15 protein-coding genes are annotated in these 16,439 nt (G+C 40.1%); 8 read left to right on the forward strand and 7 right to left on the reverse strand.

Annotated features, from left to right (window positions below):
- Positions 1–60 precede the first annotated feature (60 nt).
- From FAY30_RS04365 to hutH, 4 genes are all read left to right on the forward strand, one after another.
- Positions 61–1,548: an amino acid permease gene (locus FAY30_RS04365; RefSeq protein WP_149868734.1), complete on the forward strand. Its 1,488-nt coding sequence runs from the start codon at positions 61–63 to the stop codon at positions 1,546–1,548.
- A gap of 60 nt (positions 1,549–1,608) precedes the next feature.
- Positions 1,609–2,862, forward strand: coding sequence for an imidazolonepropionase (hutI, locus tag FAY30_RS04370; protein ID WP_149868735.1), 1,254 nt, complete (start codon positions 1,609–1,611; stop codon positions 2,860–2,862).
- Between the two features lie 27 nt (positions 2,863–2,889).
- On the forward strand, positions 2,890–4,056 hold the full coding sequence (locus FAY30_RS04375) for a M20/M25/M40 family metallo-hydrolase (protein WP_149868736.1): 1,167 nt from the start codon (positions 2,890–2,892) through the stop codon (positions 4,054–4,056).
- 181 nt (positions 4,057–4,237) lie between these two features.
- Entirely contained in the window at positions 4,238–5,764 is a 1,527-nt protein-coding gene (gene hutH / locus FAY30_RS04380; protein ID WP_149868737.1) for a histidine ammonia-lyase, read from the forward strand.
- A gap of 65 nt (positions 5,765–5,829) precedes the next feature.
- Here the strand turns inward: hutH and FAY30_RS04385 are convergent, their stop codons facing one another.
- The gene (locus tag FAY30_RS04385) at positions 5,830–6,489 is read right to left on the reverse strand and encodes a FusB/FusC family EF-G-binding protein (RefSeq protein ID WP_223820888.1); all 660 of its coding nucleotides are present in this window, start codon (positions 6,487–6,489) and stop codon (positions 5,830–5,832) included.
- Positions 6,490–6,628: 139 nt separating this feature from the next.
- Complete coding sequence (locus FAY30_RS04390; RefSeq protein ID WP_149868738.1) at positions 6,629–6,910, reverse strand: CD3324 family protein; 282 nt, start codon at positions 6,908–6,910, stop codon at positions 6,629–6,631.
- Between the two features lie 592 nt (positions 6,911–7,502).
- Between FAY30_RS04390 and FAY30_RS04395 the strand changes: the two genes are divergently transcribed.
- On the forward strand, positions 7,503–8,201 hold the full coding sequence (locus tag FAY30_RS04395) for a hypothetical protein (RefSeq protein WP_149868739.1): 699 nt from the start codon (positions 7,503–7,505) through the stop codon (positions 8,199–8,201).
- A gap of 281 nt (positions 8,202–8,482) precedes the next feature.
- Here FAY30_RS04395 and FAY30_RS04400 read toward each other — a convergent pair whose 3' ends face one another.
- The 3 genes from FAY30_RS04400 to FAY30_RS04410 form a co-directional block, all read right to left on the reverse strand.
- Positions 8,483–8,671: a hypothetical protein gene (locus FAY30_RS04400; protein WP_223820889.1), complete on the reverse strand. Its 189-nt coding sequence runs from the start codon at positions 8,669–8,671 to the stop codon at positions 8,483–8,485.
- A gap of 220 nt (positions 8,672–8,891) precedes the next feature.
- Complete coding sequence (locus FAY30_RS04405; RefSeq protein WP_149868741.1) at positions 8,892–10,244, reverse strand: M20/M25/M40 family metallo-hydrolase; 1,353 nt, start codon at positions 10,242–10,244, stop codon at positions 8,892–8,894.
- A 413-nt stretch (positions 10,245–10,657) separates the two neighbouring features.
- Complete coding sequence (locus tag FAY30_RS04410; protein ID WP_149868742.1) at positions 10,658–11,872, reverse strand: metallophosphoesterase family protein; 1,215 nt, start codon at positions 11,870–11,872, stop codon at positions 10,658–10,660.
- Positions 11,873–12,223: 351 nt separating this feature from the next.
- Between FAY30_RS04410 and FAY30_RS04415 the strand changes: the two genes are divergently transcribed.
- Both FAY30_RS04415 and FAY30_RS04420 read left to right on the forward strand, forming a co-directional pair.
- Positions 12,224–13,051 carry a DeoR/GlpR family DNA-binding transcription regulator gene (locus FAY30_RS04415; RefSeq protein WP_149868743.1) on the forward strand — a complete coding sequence of 276 codons (828 nt, stop codon included), beginning with the start codon at positions 12,224–12,226 and terminating at the stop codon, positions 13,049–13,051.
- A gap of 172 nt (positions 13,052–13,223) precedes the next feature.
- On the forward strand, positions 13,224–13,793 hold the full coding sequence (locus FAY30_RS04420) for a general stress protein (protein WP_149868744.1): 570 nt from the start codon (positions 13,224–13,226) through the stop codon (positions 13,791–13,793).
- 145 nt (positions 13,794–13,938) lie between these two features.
- Here the strand turns inward: FAY30_RS04420 and FAY30_RS04425 are convergent, their stop codons facing one another.
- Together FAY30_RS04425 and FAY30_RS04430 are read right to left on the reverse strand one after the other, a co-directional pair.
- Positions 13,939–15,144 (reverse strand): MFS transporter, encoded by a 1,206-nt coding sequence (locus tag FAY30_RS04425; protein ID WP_149868745.1) that lies wholly within the window; start codon positions 15,142–15,144, stop codon positions 13,939–13,941.
- Between the two features lie 83 nt (positions 15,145–15,227).
- Complete coding sequence (locus tag FAY30_RS04430; protein ID WP_149868746.1) at positions 15,228–15,806, reverse strand: DUF2087 domain-containing protein; 579 nt, start codon at positions 15,804–15,806, stop codon at positions 15,228–15,230.
- A 142-nt stretch (positions 15,807–15,948) separates the two neighbouring features.
- On the opposite strand from FAY30_RS04430, the gene FAY30_RS04435 reads away from it, so the two are divergent.
- Positions 15,949–16,434: a TraR/DksA family transcriptional regulator gene (locus tag FAY30_RS04435; RefSeq protein ID WP_149868747.1), complete on the forward strand. Its 486-nt coding sequence runs from the start codon at positions 15,949–15,951 to the stop codon at positions 16,432–16,434.
- The last annotated feature ends 5 nt before the right edge of the window (positions 16,435–16,439 follow it).

The following is a 16,439-nucleotide window of genomic DNA, read 5'->3' on the forward strand; positions in this document are numbered from 1 at the left end:
TCCCGTTTATAGTTCCTGCTTAAATTAATATTTTTATATAGAAGTTGAGGGGGCGTTCGTTTGGAAAATACACCTTTACATGCAGCAGCTGATGTTAAACAAAATGAACCATCTGGCCATCTCCAAAAGAAACTAAAAACACGTCATGTATCGATGATTGCCTTGGGCGGTACAATCGGAACGGGTGTTTTTCTTGGAACCGGACCAGCTATCCACGCAGCAGGACCAGGTGGTGTTTTAGTTGCCTATAGTATTATTGGAATCATGGTATATTTTGTCATGACAGGGCTGGGGGAGCTCGCGACATTTATGCCGACAAGCGGTTCTATTAGCACGTATGCAACACGTTTTATTGATCCTGCATTAGGGTTTGCATTTGGCTGGAACTACTGGCTGTCTTGGGCTATGACCCTTGCAGCAGAATTATCAGCTTCAGTCTTGCTTATGAAATATTGGTTTCCTGATAGTCCGTCACTATTATGGAGCGGGTTGTTTTTAGCATTACTTTTCCTTTTAAATATTTTATCTGTTAAGGGGTTTGGCGAAGGAGAGTACTGGTTTTCGTTTATTAAAGTCGCAACCATTATCATCTTCATCGTTGTTGGGACTTTAATGATTTTTGGAATTATGAATGGCAGCGAGCCAGCTGGATTTAAGAATTTCACTGTTGGCGATGCTCCATTTGTTGGAGGGTTTCTCGGTACATTGGGGATTTTCCTCGTAGCCGGTTTCTCTTTCTCTGGAACAGAATGTATCGGAGTCGCTGCGGGTGAAACGGAGAATCCGGTCAAGAATATTCCTCGTGCGATTCGCAGTGTTTTTTGGCGTATTCTTCTCTTTTACATCTTAGCCATACTCATTATTTCATTTCTTGTTCCATACACGAATGAAAGTCTCCAAAGCTCATCGGTTTTGACGAGTCCATTTACAATTGTTTTTGAAAAAGCTGGATTTGCTTTGGCCGCTTCCGTCATGAATGCAGTCATTCTAACTGCTGTATTATCTGCTGGTAATAGCTGTCTCTATGTAACAAGTAGAATAATGTATGCGATGGCCCGAGACGGCCAAGCGCCAAGGTTTTTTACGAAGGTGAGTAAACGGGGGGTTCCAGTAGCCGCACTAGTTTCTACCTCGTTGATTGGTATGCTGGCATTTTTAGCCTCTTTTGTCGGTGATGGAAAGATCTATCTTTGGTTGATGAACTCTGTCGGAGTGACCACTTTTATATTCTGGCTGGGAATTGCTTTAAGTCATTACCGATTCCGAAAAGCTTACGTTGCACAAGGAAATTCTATTAAAGATCTTCCATATCGCGCAAAATGGTATCCGTTTGGACCAATCTTTGCATTTGTAATTTGTTTTGTGATTTTACTTGCACAGGACTATCAAGGCTTTACATCAGGGAATATCGATTGGGAAGGCGTCATTGCTGCCTACCTTGGTATTCCAGTGTTCCTAACATTTTGGCTTGGTTATAAATTTATTAAGAAAACAAAAGTAATACCATTAAAAGAATGTAAGATAGATGCAAAAGAGTTTCAACACTAAGGTAAAGTGATAAGGAATCTCTTTATTTTGAAAAAATCCAACTGAGGGAGGGCACACACAATGGTTGAAAATGAACGAGGCATAAAACCTGACCTAATTATTCGTCATGCGGCAGAAGTTATCACCTGTACAGGGGAGCGCATGGAGGATATAGGCCTACTGACAAATGCGTCCATTGCAATAAAGGAAGGGAAGATTGTGGGTGTCGGTTCCAATGAGGAAATCAGCATAAGATTTAACTCTGAAGAAGCGGATACCATCGATGCCTCTGGGAAAGTTGTTGCCCCGGGCTTTATCGATTCCCACACTCATTTAGTTTTTTATGGTACTCGGGTGGAAGAGTATAGTGCAAAGCTGACAGGGAAAAATGATCTCGAAACATTAAAAAAACTCGGCATTGCCGCAGGCCCTAACCGGACAGTTGAGTTAACAAGAAACCGGCCCCAAGAAGAGTTATTTGAACAATCAAAGAAACGCCTTATGACCATGCTGGACTATGGGATTACGACGGTCGAAAGTAAAAGCGGTTACGGATTAACCACTGAAAGTGAAATCAAAATCTTAGAAGTAAGCAGGAGGTTAAATGAAGAAACACCGCTTGATGTACTCAATACATTTTTAGGAGCCCATGGGTTTCCGGAAAATCTCACAAAAGCTGAGTATCTTGATGTGATTATTAATGAAATGATTCCACAAGTGGCTGAACGGAATTTGGCGGAATTTTGTGATGTTTGGTGTGATGAGGGATATTTTACCTCCAAGGAATCGGAATTAATTTTAAAAGCAGGTTTGCAGTATGGTATGAAACCAAAAATTCATGCGGATGCCTATTCCTATATTGGCGGTACCGACCTTGCGGCTGAGATGAAAATGGTGTCCGTCGATCATTTAAATTATACACCAGTGGAAGTGATGGAAAAGCTTGCAAAAGCAAAAGTAACAGGAGTATTAATGCCTTCCCTAGATTTTGCAGTGAGTCATAAACGCCCGTTTGAGGCACGGAAAATGCTTGATTTAGGTATGTGCATCGCCTTGGCAACCGATCTTTGCCCGGCAAGCTATACCCAATCCATGCAATTTGTCATCGTACTTGCATGTAAGCTTTATCAATTCTCTGTCGAGGAAGCGATCAAGGCTGCTACTTATGGTGGAGCTAGGGCGCTTGACCTTGTAGATAGAGGAGTTATTCAGGAAGGGAAACTAGCTGACCTGCAAATTTGGGATGTCCCAACCTATAAGCATATTGCATATGAGCTAGGAACGAACATTGTGGAAACAGTGATTAAAAACGGGAAGGTTGTCGTGAATCGCTAGAATAATAGTTTGTAGGAGGGAATGAAATTGAAAACGAATCAAGTATCAAGTGCAGTCGATCATGTAAATGCTGAACGTTTACAAGAGCTATTTCTTGAACTGGCAAAAATAAATGCACCAAGCGGGAAAGAAAGCCATGTGGCGGATTATTTGAAAAAAGTGCTGCCAGAGCTTGGCTTTACATTGGAATTTGATGAGGCACATAAAAATTTTAACGGGGAAGTTGGAAACCTCATTGCCTGGCATGAGGGAACAGATCCTAAGGTCCCTCCGTTATTTTTCTCGACACATATGGATACGGTATTGCCAACGGAAGGACTGAAGCCTGTTATTAAGGATGGCGTGATTTATTCAGATGGCACGACCATTTTAGGTGCGGATGACCGTGCTGCATTAGCTGCTTATTTGGAAGCCATTCGGGCAATCATTGAAAGCGGTGTTCCGCATGGTCCGATTGAATTGATTCTGACTGTCAATGAACAGCCTGGTCTTGTGGGCGCTACTTATATGGATTACAGTAAGGCGAAAAGTAAAACAGGCTATATTTTTGATAGCAGCGGGGATGTTGGTCAAATTATTCTAAAAGGGCCTTATAGCAGCCGCATCTGGATGGAAGTACAAGGGAATGCCGCCCATATTGCGCTAAATGCGGAGGAAGGAAATAGTGCTATTCTTCTTGCCGCAGAAGGATTAGCAAACATGAGGCTCGGGGCAATTGACGAAGAAACCCTAGCCAATATCGGGATTATTAAAGGCGGAGAGCTAACCTCCATCATTCCGGGCAGTGTCACTATTGCGGGGGAAGTCCGCAGTTTTTCTAAAGAAAAGCTGGATGCACAGTTAAAACATATGGAAGAAGTGATGGAACAGGCCGTAGTGAAAAAAGGCGGTAAGGTAACGGTCAAAATTGAGAAAAAATACCTTGGCTTTGATATTGCCAAGGAAGATATATTAGTAAAAACAGCGAATGAGGCGGCCCACAATATTAAGGTAAAACCATATTTAACGGAAACATTGGGCGGCGCTGATACTAATGTATTAAATGAACATGGGTTAACCTGTTTGACACTTGGATTAGGATTCCAAAATATTCATTCTTTCAGAGAGTGTATCAGCATTGAAAATCTAATAAACACAGGCAGATTGACTGCGGCATTGATTGAGCAGTGGTATGAAAACCATAAAACAGAATAGGGTCAAGGGTGTTAAGCGGCTCCAGCAAAAGGAAAATATTGGTTTCATTTACGCTGCTTGCAGTTCAGGCACTATTACTCTATTAAATTCACTATTGTCTATTGGTAATAACAAGTACTAGTTTATAATGATTAAAGACGGAATATTCAGCTAAAGTATTTTAATGGGAGTTGGACACATAATGGGCAGCAAAGAATTAGTTGGGTTAAAATTGGTAGAATTAGATGGGGTTACATTGGACCGCTATAAAGTACAAAGTATTGCGGATTATGATGCGCAGGTAGGGATACCGGAACAGAATTGGCTGCGGGTTCGGGCAAGCCGCGAACGGGTTGAAAAACAAATCAATGATGGAAAAGTAGTTTATGGTGTGAATACGGGCTTCGGAAAACTGAGTGATATCGAAATTGACCGCGAAGATATTGCCAAATTACAACTGAATTTATTGCGTGCCGATGCTGTCGGTGTTGGGGAGCCTCTTCCAATTCCAGTGGTAAGAGCAATGATGACGTTAAGAGCCAACTCACTTGCGAAGGGGTATTCTGGAATTAAAGAAGAAACATTACAGCTCCTAATTGATATGATTAACAGGGGTGTTCATCCGGTTGTTCCTTGTAAGGGATCGGTCGGTGCGAGCGGCGATTTAGCACCGCTTTCCCATATTGCCATTGTGTTAGTTGGCGAGGGGAAAGCGGAATATAAAGGAGAAATTCTTCCTGGTGCAGAAGCGCTAAAACGCGCTGGGCTAAAACCGGTTTCCTTAGAAGCGAAGGAAGGTCTGGCCCTCATCAATGGAACACAAGCGATGTCGGCTGTTGGTACGATTGCACTTAATGAGGCGGAACGTGTTGGTTTAGCGGCAGATATGGCAGCAAGCTTAACTATGGAGGCGCTAAACGGGGTAATCTCCGCATTTGACAGTGAACTATTAGCTGTCAGGCCCCATCCGGAGCTAGAATTCGTTGCTTCTCGAATGAGGAAATGGCTGGAGGGCAGCAAACGGATTACCCGACAAGGAGAAATCCGCATCCAAGATGCGTACTCCATTCGTTGTATTCCTCAAGTCCATGGCGCATCATGGCAGGCGTTTAATTATGTGAATGAGCGTTTAAGTGTAGAAATGAACTCTACGACGGATAATCCGATTGTTCTAGAAAATGGAGAAATTCTATCAGGAGGTCACTTCCACGGCCAGCCAATTGCGTTATCAATGGACTTTTTGAAAGTTGCGGCGGCAGAGTGGGCGAATATTTCCGAGCGAAGAACAGAACGGCTTGTCAACCCGCAATTAAGCGGTTTGTCCCCATTTTTAGCAACTGACCCAGGGTTAGAATGCGGTTTGATGGTTGCCCAATATGCTGCAGCATCACTTGTTTCTGAAAATAAAGTCCTTGCCCACCCGGCAAGCGTTGATTCCATTCCGACATCTGCAAACCAAGAGGACCACGTCAGCATGGGCACCATTGCTTCCCGTCAAGCAAGAGAAATTATTCACAATTCAGCAAGAGTCATAGCGATTGAAATGATTTGTGCATCTCAGGCGATTTATTTGGAAAAAGCCGAAAAAGAATTAGCACCGGCAACACGTGCTTATTTAGAAAAAATTCGTGAAATCTGTCCGCCCCTTGAAAGCGACCGAGCAATTTCCGATCAAATGGAGGAACTGGCACAATTTGTATTAAGGGATCAATCATTACTTTCATTATGAACCTTATGATAAATTCAAAAAATATAACAGAACCTTGCTAATCTCCCTTTAGCAAGGTTCTGTTTTTAAGCATGTTTCCGATTCGATTCCTCTAAAAACTCAGTCAAATAGGCAACGCTGGTTATTTTTTTATTGCATTCAGCACTGTCTAGGCAGATATAGTTTCCAATCGCTTTATAGTAATCGGGGTTATTGGACTTTTTAGCTTTGGTGATTGTGGTAATAAAAGCTACTTTACCAAAACGATTACAGAACGAACAGATATTGTCCTTATTTAAAATTGAGTATTTACATTCAATTCCCATCAAATTCTTATTCAGCTCGTAAATAATAAATTTTTTGTTAGTGCTGATATCAGACCAGCTTAGGTAGGTCATCTTCTCAAAATCAAAAGCCAATAAATTCGGTACCTTTAGCTTCTTGGCTTTTGGAAACATTTTTTTCACCTGCTGCTCGGTAAGTGTTGGAAAGGGGATCAAACATTTGGCTAACGCTTGAAGATATTGATCAAACTCAGCATCCGTTTTCCATTTTGAAAGGTCCAGCCTTTCAGCTTGTTCCCCTGCAGCATGTGGAAAAAGCTCAAGAATTTGAGCATTGGCCAGTTCCCTGACAGCCTTAATGACACTTGGGTCAGTATTTTTTTTATAACTATCCTTTATCAAATCCACTTGCCGTTTTATAAAATTAAATTGTTCATTCTTAATAAATTTTTCGTCCATCATAAACCGCCTCATTTTCTTCCGTTACCCTATATATATTTTAAAAAAAGCATCCTTTAAATGAAATGGAGAAGATGATTTAGAAACAAACAATACATATAAAGAAAACTCACCGATTGGCGAGCTGTTAGGTGGAAGATTCTTATAAGTCATCCTTTTTTCTCTGCGAGTACACTATTTTTTTGATGGTCTCGATGGATAGAAAATACTCATCCGCTAACTGGTGGATGCTTGTTCCAATAGAAAATGAATGTTTGATTGAGGCATTTCGTTCATCAATGAACTTTCTTGCCCCTGAACAACTTCCCCATTTCCGGTAGGTTTTTTCCGGTTTAGGGATATAAAGGGTTTCCCCTTGAACATATTTTTGAATTTCTGCAATCAGTTTTTTAGGTAAGATGTTACTTGCGTTTACATATTTCATTGTTTGCCAGCCCCTTATTTTTATTGATCAATAAGGTGCAAAGCCGCATATTAGAAATGAAATAATAGCTTACCTGGGCGATTTTTTAAACTAAATGTCCGCCCCATGCAAAGTATCGCCTTTCCAATACATGGCTTTGCATGAGTGGCTGGAGTCCCTGGTAATCTACACTGATTTCCCAAGACTCATCACCTCCTGAAATGTAAGGTAATGTCCTTACTTTTTGGTAAGAGACTATACATTATTATAATTGACTTTTTACTTCAGTGACCAGTAGTATGTTACAATTTTACATATTATTAATTGGAAATTGTTTGCGATAAAAAGGGGAATTTGGATGAACGCGGGTATAATCCTTTGGACTAGTAGATCGTGTAATTTGGATCATTACTTTGTTGCTTGTTTAATCATGATGCATTTAAAGCAGTATGCAAAGGGGAATAAGAATAGCCAGTCGAATCATGAATTCGATCATCATGGACCCTCCATAAGCATGACTTTATATAACTTAAGTATATAGGCAGTTTATTAACCCTTTGTTATTCAAATGTAAATTAAATGTAAAAAGTTGCCCTGTATAGGAGACGTTACTGTGAAAATGATTAAAACGGGATTTCTACGTGTATTTGCAATTATAGCCATACTTATATTAACCCTAGGCATGTTTATTTTAGTATCTTTGATGCAAGAAGTATTGTTTGTTCCAAAGGATTATATTATCTGGGTTTTTAAATCACCCTATTCAGGGCTGGTTATAATCTTTGAACTCTATCTTTTTGTGGGATTTTTCTACATTTTCAACAAAGATTTGAGGAATGTATGGAAAAACGGAGCAATTTTTAAAAAGTATAGAAAGCTCATGATTGCTGCTTTTTCGACCTTCACTATTATTTTGCTGTACACAATTATTACAGCTGTTACTGTAGTAACTAAAGATCGGATTATTGATTATTCCTTTTTTGCTCCACAAGGCAAATCATACAGCTATGACGAAATCGTCAAGATTCAAACAGGGGTGTATGGTAAGGGGAGGACATCGTTATTTACACACGCAAAAGGTGACTTTTTTTACATAATTGAATTTAATGACGGTACAAAGATTGATTTGGCTCAAGTGGGTGGAACAAAAAAGGATGAGGATGAGCGTTTTATCCTTGAAAAGCTTGATATTCGGCTAGTAAACATGGGTATCAATAAAGAATCAAGCATGAAATACTTCGAATACAGCAAAAAAGGCTTGGCAAAAATTTATACTGATAAAATACGAAGCATATTGGAAAATACGAAATAACCTTGTGCGGTTCTTTTGGAACCCCTAACAATATAAGAAGAAACTACCTAGGGGCAAATAGTGACATCAATGTTTGCCTCGGGCATCTGATATAAACTCTTGATCTTACTTTGGGACCCGGCTCCAATTCTTCGGTTTTCTTTAACCGTCACGCAAACCCACAGCTCTATTTCTTTTGTCAACGATAACAACCTCCCCACCAACTTTTTGTAACCGAATAGCCTGTACCGCATAATATAAAATAAATTCTAAGAAAGTGGTGTGTAAATTGACCCATCATATTACGACTGGTCCATATCCTGGACAAACGGGGGCATGTATAGCACAATATAATCACCATACCCTTGGTCACGCGCCCCATCACTACCAGTCAAATCATCATAATCCAAATCATCATAATCCAAATCATAATCCAAATCACAATCCAAATCATAATCATATGCCGGGATATTATCAGCAACCCATTCCAACGTGGAGACCGCCCATGGCTCCATATCCTCAATTTTTTTAATTCCATTCAATAACAGACTGTTAGAGCAGGAATTTTTTTGATTACCTAATATATAAAAATATAAGTGCCTGACACCCGCTGTATTTTATTGCAGCGGGTGTCAGGCTGTTGAGAATCAGTATAAAAACAGCCTTGCCTTTTGGGAAGACTTTTAATAAATACCTTTATACTCAGGACTACTATTTTCTGATCAAACTGTATAGAGAGGCTCCAACCAGGTCGCCAGCTTCTTTCAGACGCTCAATGCTGACATGTTCAATTTTGTCATTTGGCGTATGATAATATGGCTCCAGGTTTGCTGTTCCAGGTTCGCGGCGAATAAAGTTAACTGCCGGGATGCCCGCATCATGGAAGGAAACGTGGTCAGAAGAGCCACGCTGATAGAGCACCAACTCTGATGAAGTACCAATTCTATTTGCGGTTGCCTTGGCTGTCTCTGACACAATATTTGCCTTCCCGTCAACCGTATTTAAATAAATTGCGGTCGCATTATCCCACCCGGTTCCAACCATATCCATATTGAAGTTCGCGAGGCTGCGGCTGACTTCATCTTGGCTTAACTTGCTGACATAATGTGCCGAACCGACCAAGCCGATCTCTTCAGCACCGACAAACACAAACCGCAATTCTTTATCGATTGGGTAGCTTTTTAAAACATTGGCCAATTCTAAAGCAACGGCAGTACCTGAAGCATTGTCGTTTGCTCCCGGGGCAAACGGAACACTGTCGATATGGGCCGAGACATGCACGATGTCGTGGTTTGCCCCTTGATTAGGCTTCCTAGTAGCAATTATGTTTTGTGACTTCGCATTCTTAAGACGCTGGACATTCATTGTCACCGTTTTACCTTGCGTCACAACGTCCTTCAGCAAGGCTTCACCGCTTGCTTTTGAAATGCCGCCTACCGGAACGGCCGCTTCACCGCCGATGGAAGGATTCAATGGACCTGGCTGACTAATATTATCATAGATTAATACTCCGATCGCCCCTGCTGCGACTGCGTTATCTACTTTTTCTTTAAACGTAATTTCCCCTCTGGAGATCAGTGCAATCCTGCCCTTTGCATCTGCAGTAAAATCCGCCGCTTTGCCCAATTTTGCATCAAATAATAGAGAGGTGATTCCCTCATTAGGTGTCGCCGCGGAGCCGGCAGGTATATTCACCATCACTTCATTATTATCGCTTGTATGCAAATGTCCAATCGTTTTGTCAGGAATGCTGAATTCCTGCGTTTCTACCTCATAGCCTAAAGATAAGAGACGGTTTTTTATGAATTCAACAGCCTGCTGCTCCCCCTCTGTTCCGGTTACGCGCGGACCAATCGTTTCTGATAGATAGTAGAGATCTTGATAGATTCTTTCGGCATTGACTCTTGCAATGACCTTTTGGTCAAAGGCCTTAATGCTTGGGTTCGTTACATCCTGTGCTGCGGCTGCTGCCTTAATTGGCAGATTCACCGGAGAAAAATACAAACCTGAAGTTACTAGCATGGTAGATAGTAAAATGGCCGAGCGCTTTTTTCCTCTTTTCAAAAAAATGACCCCCTAGAAGATTAGATTCTTCAAATGTATTCTCTTCCATTTTTGGTAATCCTTTTCTATTTTAAAAAATGATTCTTCTAACCTATCATTGATTTTCACTTTGGCACTTAAGGATGATTCGCTTTAGAAGAAAAAAGGAAAAAGGATGCAGGTATTTAGTCTATTGGAAAATCTATAAAGATGAAAAAACAGCATGAAAAGGGCAGTTTCCATGCTGTTATTTCAATATACTTTATAATTTTTTTATATGAACAAACGTGTTATACATTCCAATACACTGGGAACAGGGTGTGTCTGTTCCCATATTTGTTTGCAAAGCAGGTACCAAATCATTAAAGGTAACTTTGGAATCTTTGATTTTTCAAATAAATATTGACCTACCGATCTTCATATTCTAGCAGCATTTATCCTTTTACCGCTTTTTCCTTTTCTCCATTGTTTAATGGTAAAGGATCGATACTTTGATCGTTCGCTGTTAAATCAATTCCAAAGTCCTTAGCGAAAACCATATGAGTTTCTACAAGAACACCTTCTTTATTTTCATCTAAATTGAATACTCTCGCTCCACGCAGTCTGTTTCGATCAGCTCCAGAAAGGCCGTACGTTCCAAAACCTGTGTTGCCGGCATAGCCAAGCAAAATTCCATAATAGTTGCCACAGTAGGTGTTTACATGATCATGTCCGCAGAAAACGCCCTTAACGTCCCCTCTATCTAACATGGCTGAAAACAAACCGCCGTTAACCGGTCCTGGACATTCGTCTTCATTTCTTTCTCCTACTATATTATGTTTTGCCGCTGCAAGATCATGGTTCGCTTGTGTTCTACTATCAACACTTCCATACCACATAAAACGATGTTCCCATAGAGGGATATGAATGAATACAAGTGAAGGCACTTTAAAACCGTATTGCTTCTCAAGTTTTTTGGATTTCTCATAATACCAATTCACTTGATTAAATCGAAGCCAGTCCCAAGTAGGATACCCTTTGAAATCCTGTCCTGCAATTTCTGCTGGTGCATATCTTCCGCTATCAAGAAGCCAGAGGTTGAATGCGGCATTATTGCCTTTTGAATTTTTTATTAAAAGGTTCATGTTACCTGTTCCGGTAAGGCCCTTTTCTCCAGGTTCGTTCATATTATATTTGTAATTCATATAGAACTTCAGCATGTCATTTTCATACATTCCACTTAGGTGTGAAGAATCTTCATCATGATTTCCAAATGTAACTGCCCATTTGATACCTCTTTTTTCCATTGGCTGAGCTACATTATTTAAGGCTTGTTTCATCTCTATCTCACTATCACAGCCTCCTGTAATATTGTCACCGTTAAGAACTACAAAATCCGGCTTCTCTGAGTCAAGAACCTTCTCCATAAGTTCAATGGTTCTGCGATCAATTCGTTCATCATCCTGAGTATCGTTAAATTGTACAACTTTATACTTTCCATCTGAGTTAAATTGAAGCTTAGCATTTCCTAATTCATCAGCATGTACATGGTTAGTAAATAAATCTCCAGGCAATCCAGTAGACGCAAGTGTTAATGCGAGCGTACTCATTCCTCCGATTTTCATAAATTTCCTTCTGTCTATCCCTTTGTTTAGATCCTGAATACTCATGAAAATTACCTCCCCAATTTTTAAAAAATTATTCCCAGTCATCTACTATTACATCGTAGGATAATAATATTGATAGAGTATGAAGGTTGCTAGAAATGTAAGTAAATTAAACAAAGGAAAAACAGAAACCAAATAAGCCAAATAAAACGGCACTGTCGTCCTTTATGTCGAAATACTCAGACTACTAATAGTAGAAAAGATAGATGAAAAAATGCTTTTTGATTTTGTTTTATTCTTCATTTTTGACTAATTTACAAAACTTAATATTTTCTTAAGCGTTTTGTTATATTCGCTTTTTATAATGGATTAATACATAACAAAATTTTAATGAGGGAGGCATTGGGAGATTGTATGAATAAGCATGAAATGGCAGAAAGGTATAGAGTAATCATAAGAGAACTTGAGATGAAAAATAAAATTAATGTAATAGATTTAGCCATTAAATTAAACGTAACACCGGAAACAATCCGAAAAGATTTAAGCGTCCTTGAGGAGAAAAAGAAACTGCGTAGAATTCACGGTGGGGCAATTCAATATTTTGGTTCGCTTAAAGAACTCCATTTTAATAAAAAAATCGGCATCTACCATAATCAAAAAAAAATGATAGGGGAATCTGCCGCAACTTTTATTATGGATGGGGAAACAGTTGCTCTCGATGTAGGATCAACAACTTTACATATTGCAAGGTCAATTAAAAATGTAAAAAATATCACGGTTGTGACCAACTCATTAGCAGCAGCTGAAATCTTAAATAATCGATTAGAAAATCAGCTATTTGATGGCAATGTAATCGTACTCGGAGGAACAACCAATCCACTGCAACGATCAATCAGTGGACCGTTAACCAATCAGTTATTAGAACATTTTTACTTTGATAAAGCATTTATTTCATGCGGAGGAATGAGCAAAGATGGAATATGTGATTTCAATATTGATAAAGCAACGGCATCTACTATTATGATGAAAAGATCAGGAAGTGTTTTTGTTGTAACTGATTCTTCCAAAATGAATCAGAAGGCTCTGTTTCATATAGGGTCATTCCCATCAATTGATTGTGTCATTTCAGATCAAGAAATGCCCGCTGATTGGTCAAAAGATGCGATGGTTAGAAACGTAAAATGGATAAATGCAGGTGCCATAGATGCTCAAACATCGAGTAGGGGCGAAGGGATCATGTAGAGTTATTCTAGCTTACCTAAACATAGGACAGCTAAAACTTACCATGGGCCTCATGCGGAATGATGCTTATTGAAATATACTTTCATGACAAAGGAAGTAAAGAATAAATGTTTCAGTTCTTCTTGTAGCGGGTAGATGTACTAGTAAATACTCGTCCAAAGGAGGACTATTAATGCATACACATGAAAAACACTTGGTGGGAGTTTATGATACTGAAAGTGAAGTTATCCAGGCCGTTGAAAACCTCAAACGCCAGGGATATGCTGCCGAGGATATATCGGTGATTGGAAAGAACAAAGAACAGGTACATGAAATTAATGAGGCTACTAGTACGAAAACGGAAGAAGGCTTTGTAGCGGGAGCGGCAACTGGCGGTGCGCTAGGCGGGCTTGTCGGTTTGTTGGCAGGCGTAGGAGCTCTAGCCATTCCAGGCGTCGGACCGTTTATAGCAGCGGGACCAATAGCAGCAACTTTAACCGGAGCTGCAGTTGGTGCAGGAGCTGGCGGATTGGCAGGAGCGTTGATTGGAATGGGTCTTCCTGAAGAAGAAGCGCACCGTTATGAAGGGCTTGTTAATGAAGGGAAATTTATTGTTGTGGTGGAACGTCGAGAAAATCATGTTGGAGATCACTTTTTTACTAATCGTGCCAACCAAAGCTCTACAGATCCAATCACACCACCCGATAATCCGCCCGTTACTGACGCCCCAATCACTGACATCGATAGCAATCGAAACTATTAATCATTGAAAATGATTAGGGTGCCTTGCCCATCTGGGACGGGTGCTCTTTTCTTTTTTTTATTTCGAATGGATATTTTGGGGGAATTGGATAACGAATAGATATTCAATTTCATCTGCTTTTGTTACGGATATGTCTCAGTATTCTTCATCTATTGCAAGTTTGTCGATTTGATGAAATGACAATTAGTAAGATAACCGAAATCAGGATATAGGCAATTCCGCCAATTAAACCTAAGGAGCGTGGTGCAAGATAATTTAGTGCAATCCCAGATAAAAACATAGATAGACCTAAAATCGTGTTTCCGATGGTCGCTAACAATCCAAACATCATCCCCTGATGCTCTTCAGGAATTTCCTTCATTAATATGGTATCAAAACAGGCATTCCCAATCCCCGACATAAACGCCACGCTGCAAAATAAAAGAAAGGCAAAGGCTGCTACATGGATTCTACTTAATACTAACAGAGAAGCACCTTCTAACAGTAAACAGACTAAACCTGTGACTAAGAAATTTTTCCGAAGTCGATTTGCAATTGAGTAGCTTAATGTTAAACCGATCCCTAAGGCCCCATAAAATAGGCCAACCCCAACATCCCCCAGTTGAAACTCATTCACGGCATACACGCTAATGAGGACATTATCGATTCCGTTCATCGAGGCGATTAAGACCTCACAAATCAAGAGGATTAGAACGGGAGCAGACATCAACATGATTTTTTTTAATACGGCGAGTTGCGCCTCTTTTCTAAACTTATTGCCTTCCTCTACTCGCTTATTTTCAGGAAATTTAATCGTTGAGATTATCGTGGCTGCACCTAAGAAAGAGGCGGCATTGAACCAAAATGTTACATGAGCGCCAAAAATATAGGACACAATCCCACCTGAAAAGGCGCCACCGATCAATACAATCCCGATTAAGACTTGTTCTAAACTATTCACTTTTATTAGCTGTTCCTTGTTCACAAGGAGAGGGATGGCCGACTTTCTTGCTGGACTATAAATGGCTTCACCAGCAGCTAAAAAAAACGAACTAAGATAAACGATCCACAGCTCCTCTTTACTGTGAACGAATAAGAAGGATAGGGCGAAAATGATTCGGAGCAGATCGGTTGTAACTAATATTGACTTTCTTGGGATCCGGTCTGCCAGCCATCCTCCTAAAGGTCCAAAGAAGACAAAGGGGATTAACCGGATAGCTAACGTTATTCCCACTGCAAAGCCTGATCCGGTTATTTGCAGCAGCATCGCTAATATAGCAACAGAGCTAAACCGATCCCCAATACCATTCACAACCCCAGCTAGGAATAATTTCCGATACTGTTTCCCTGCTTTAACCATTGACTGATCCATCGAAATCACCTTTTTTCATTGTAATCTAATTTCACATATATCTAATTAGCTGGATTAAAAAAAGAGGCGCCGGGTAACGCCCTTTAACTTAACCACCATAATTCAACAGGATTTAGTTCATAGAGATTATTTTCGCGATACATATACTGACACATGATCAGCTCACGTCGTAATGTGGCATAATCCTCATGAAATTGTTTTAAATATTCATTAATCTCTTTTTCTTGATAGACTTTTCCGAAATCTAATCCCTTTACTATATGTGAAAGAACAACAAGCTTTTTCTTTCGTTGGGCAGGATAATTTTTCAGTTTTCCTTCTTTTGTGAAGAAGTTATTGATAATGGCAGTGCGTTCCTCTGCTGTTACCGACATTTCCAAACTCGATTCACCCCCTGTCCCAACCGTGAAAATGGCTTTGGCACTATTTTCTAAAGTCTTTGTATTCAGCGAAAAATAAATGGTATTTTTATCACGTTGTTCTCTAATTAGGCCAACCTCCCGCAGCTTCGTCATATGGTGGGTAATCGTTGGCGGTTTGAGTCCAAGCTTCCCGGCAATAGCCTGCCCATGTAAAGGTCCTTGCTGGAGCAGGCCAATAATTCGTATTCGTGTAAGATCCCCTAATGCTTTATGAAAACCAACTATTTTATCCAATTGCATATTCAACACACCTTATTTAATAATTATCTAATTAGATGATAATGGAATTGCAAAAAATTTGCAATAGGTTGAAAAATAAGTTTAGGAATCTTAGCTGAAAGGGTATATAGAATTTGGAAGGAAAGGAAGGAGAGGGAAGAACATGTTAACAGAGAGGGAACTCACCCATTTTAAGAATAAATTATTAAGAATGAAGCAGGAAATGACTAAGGTAATTGAATCAAACCGGCCATTAACCTTTGAGGATTACGGGGAATTGACCAGCATGGATAATCACTTTGCGGATACCGCGTCACAATTGGAAGATAGGGAAGTACAGTTTTCCATAAAAGAATCGGCCCAGCATATTCTAACTGAGGTAAATGAAGCGTTAGACCGAATTCAGAATGGCACCTATGGCAAATGTGTGGATACAGGAGAGGAGATTCCTGTTGTCAGGCTGGAGGTTCTTCCCTATGCAAAACGTACGATAGAAGCACAAAAGATGTTTGATGAAACGGCAGATGCCATTAATCAGACAGAACTCTCCTTTTCCACACCGAAAGACGATGAAAGAGGCGATCAACGGCTTCAAACAGTTGATGAATTGCAATACGAACACGGGAACTCATCATTCAGAATAAAGTAACTCTA

This window comes from Bacillus sp. S3, from assembly GCF_005154805.1.
Lineage (GTDB): Bacteria > Bacillota > Bacilli > Bacillales > Cytobacillaceae > Neobacillus.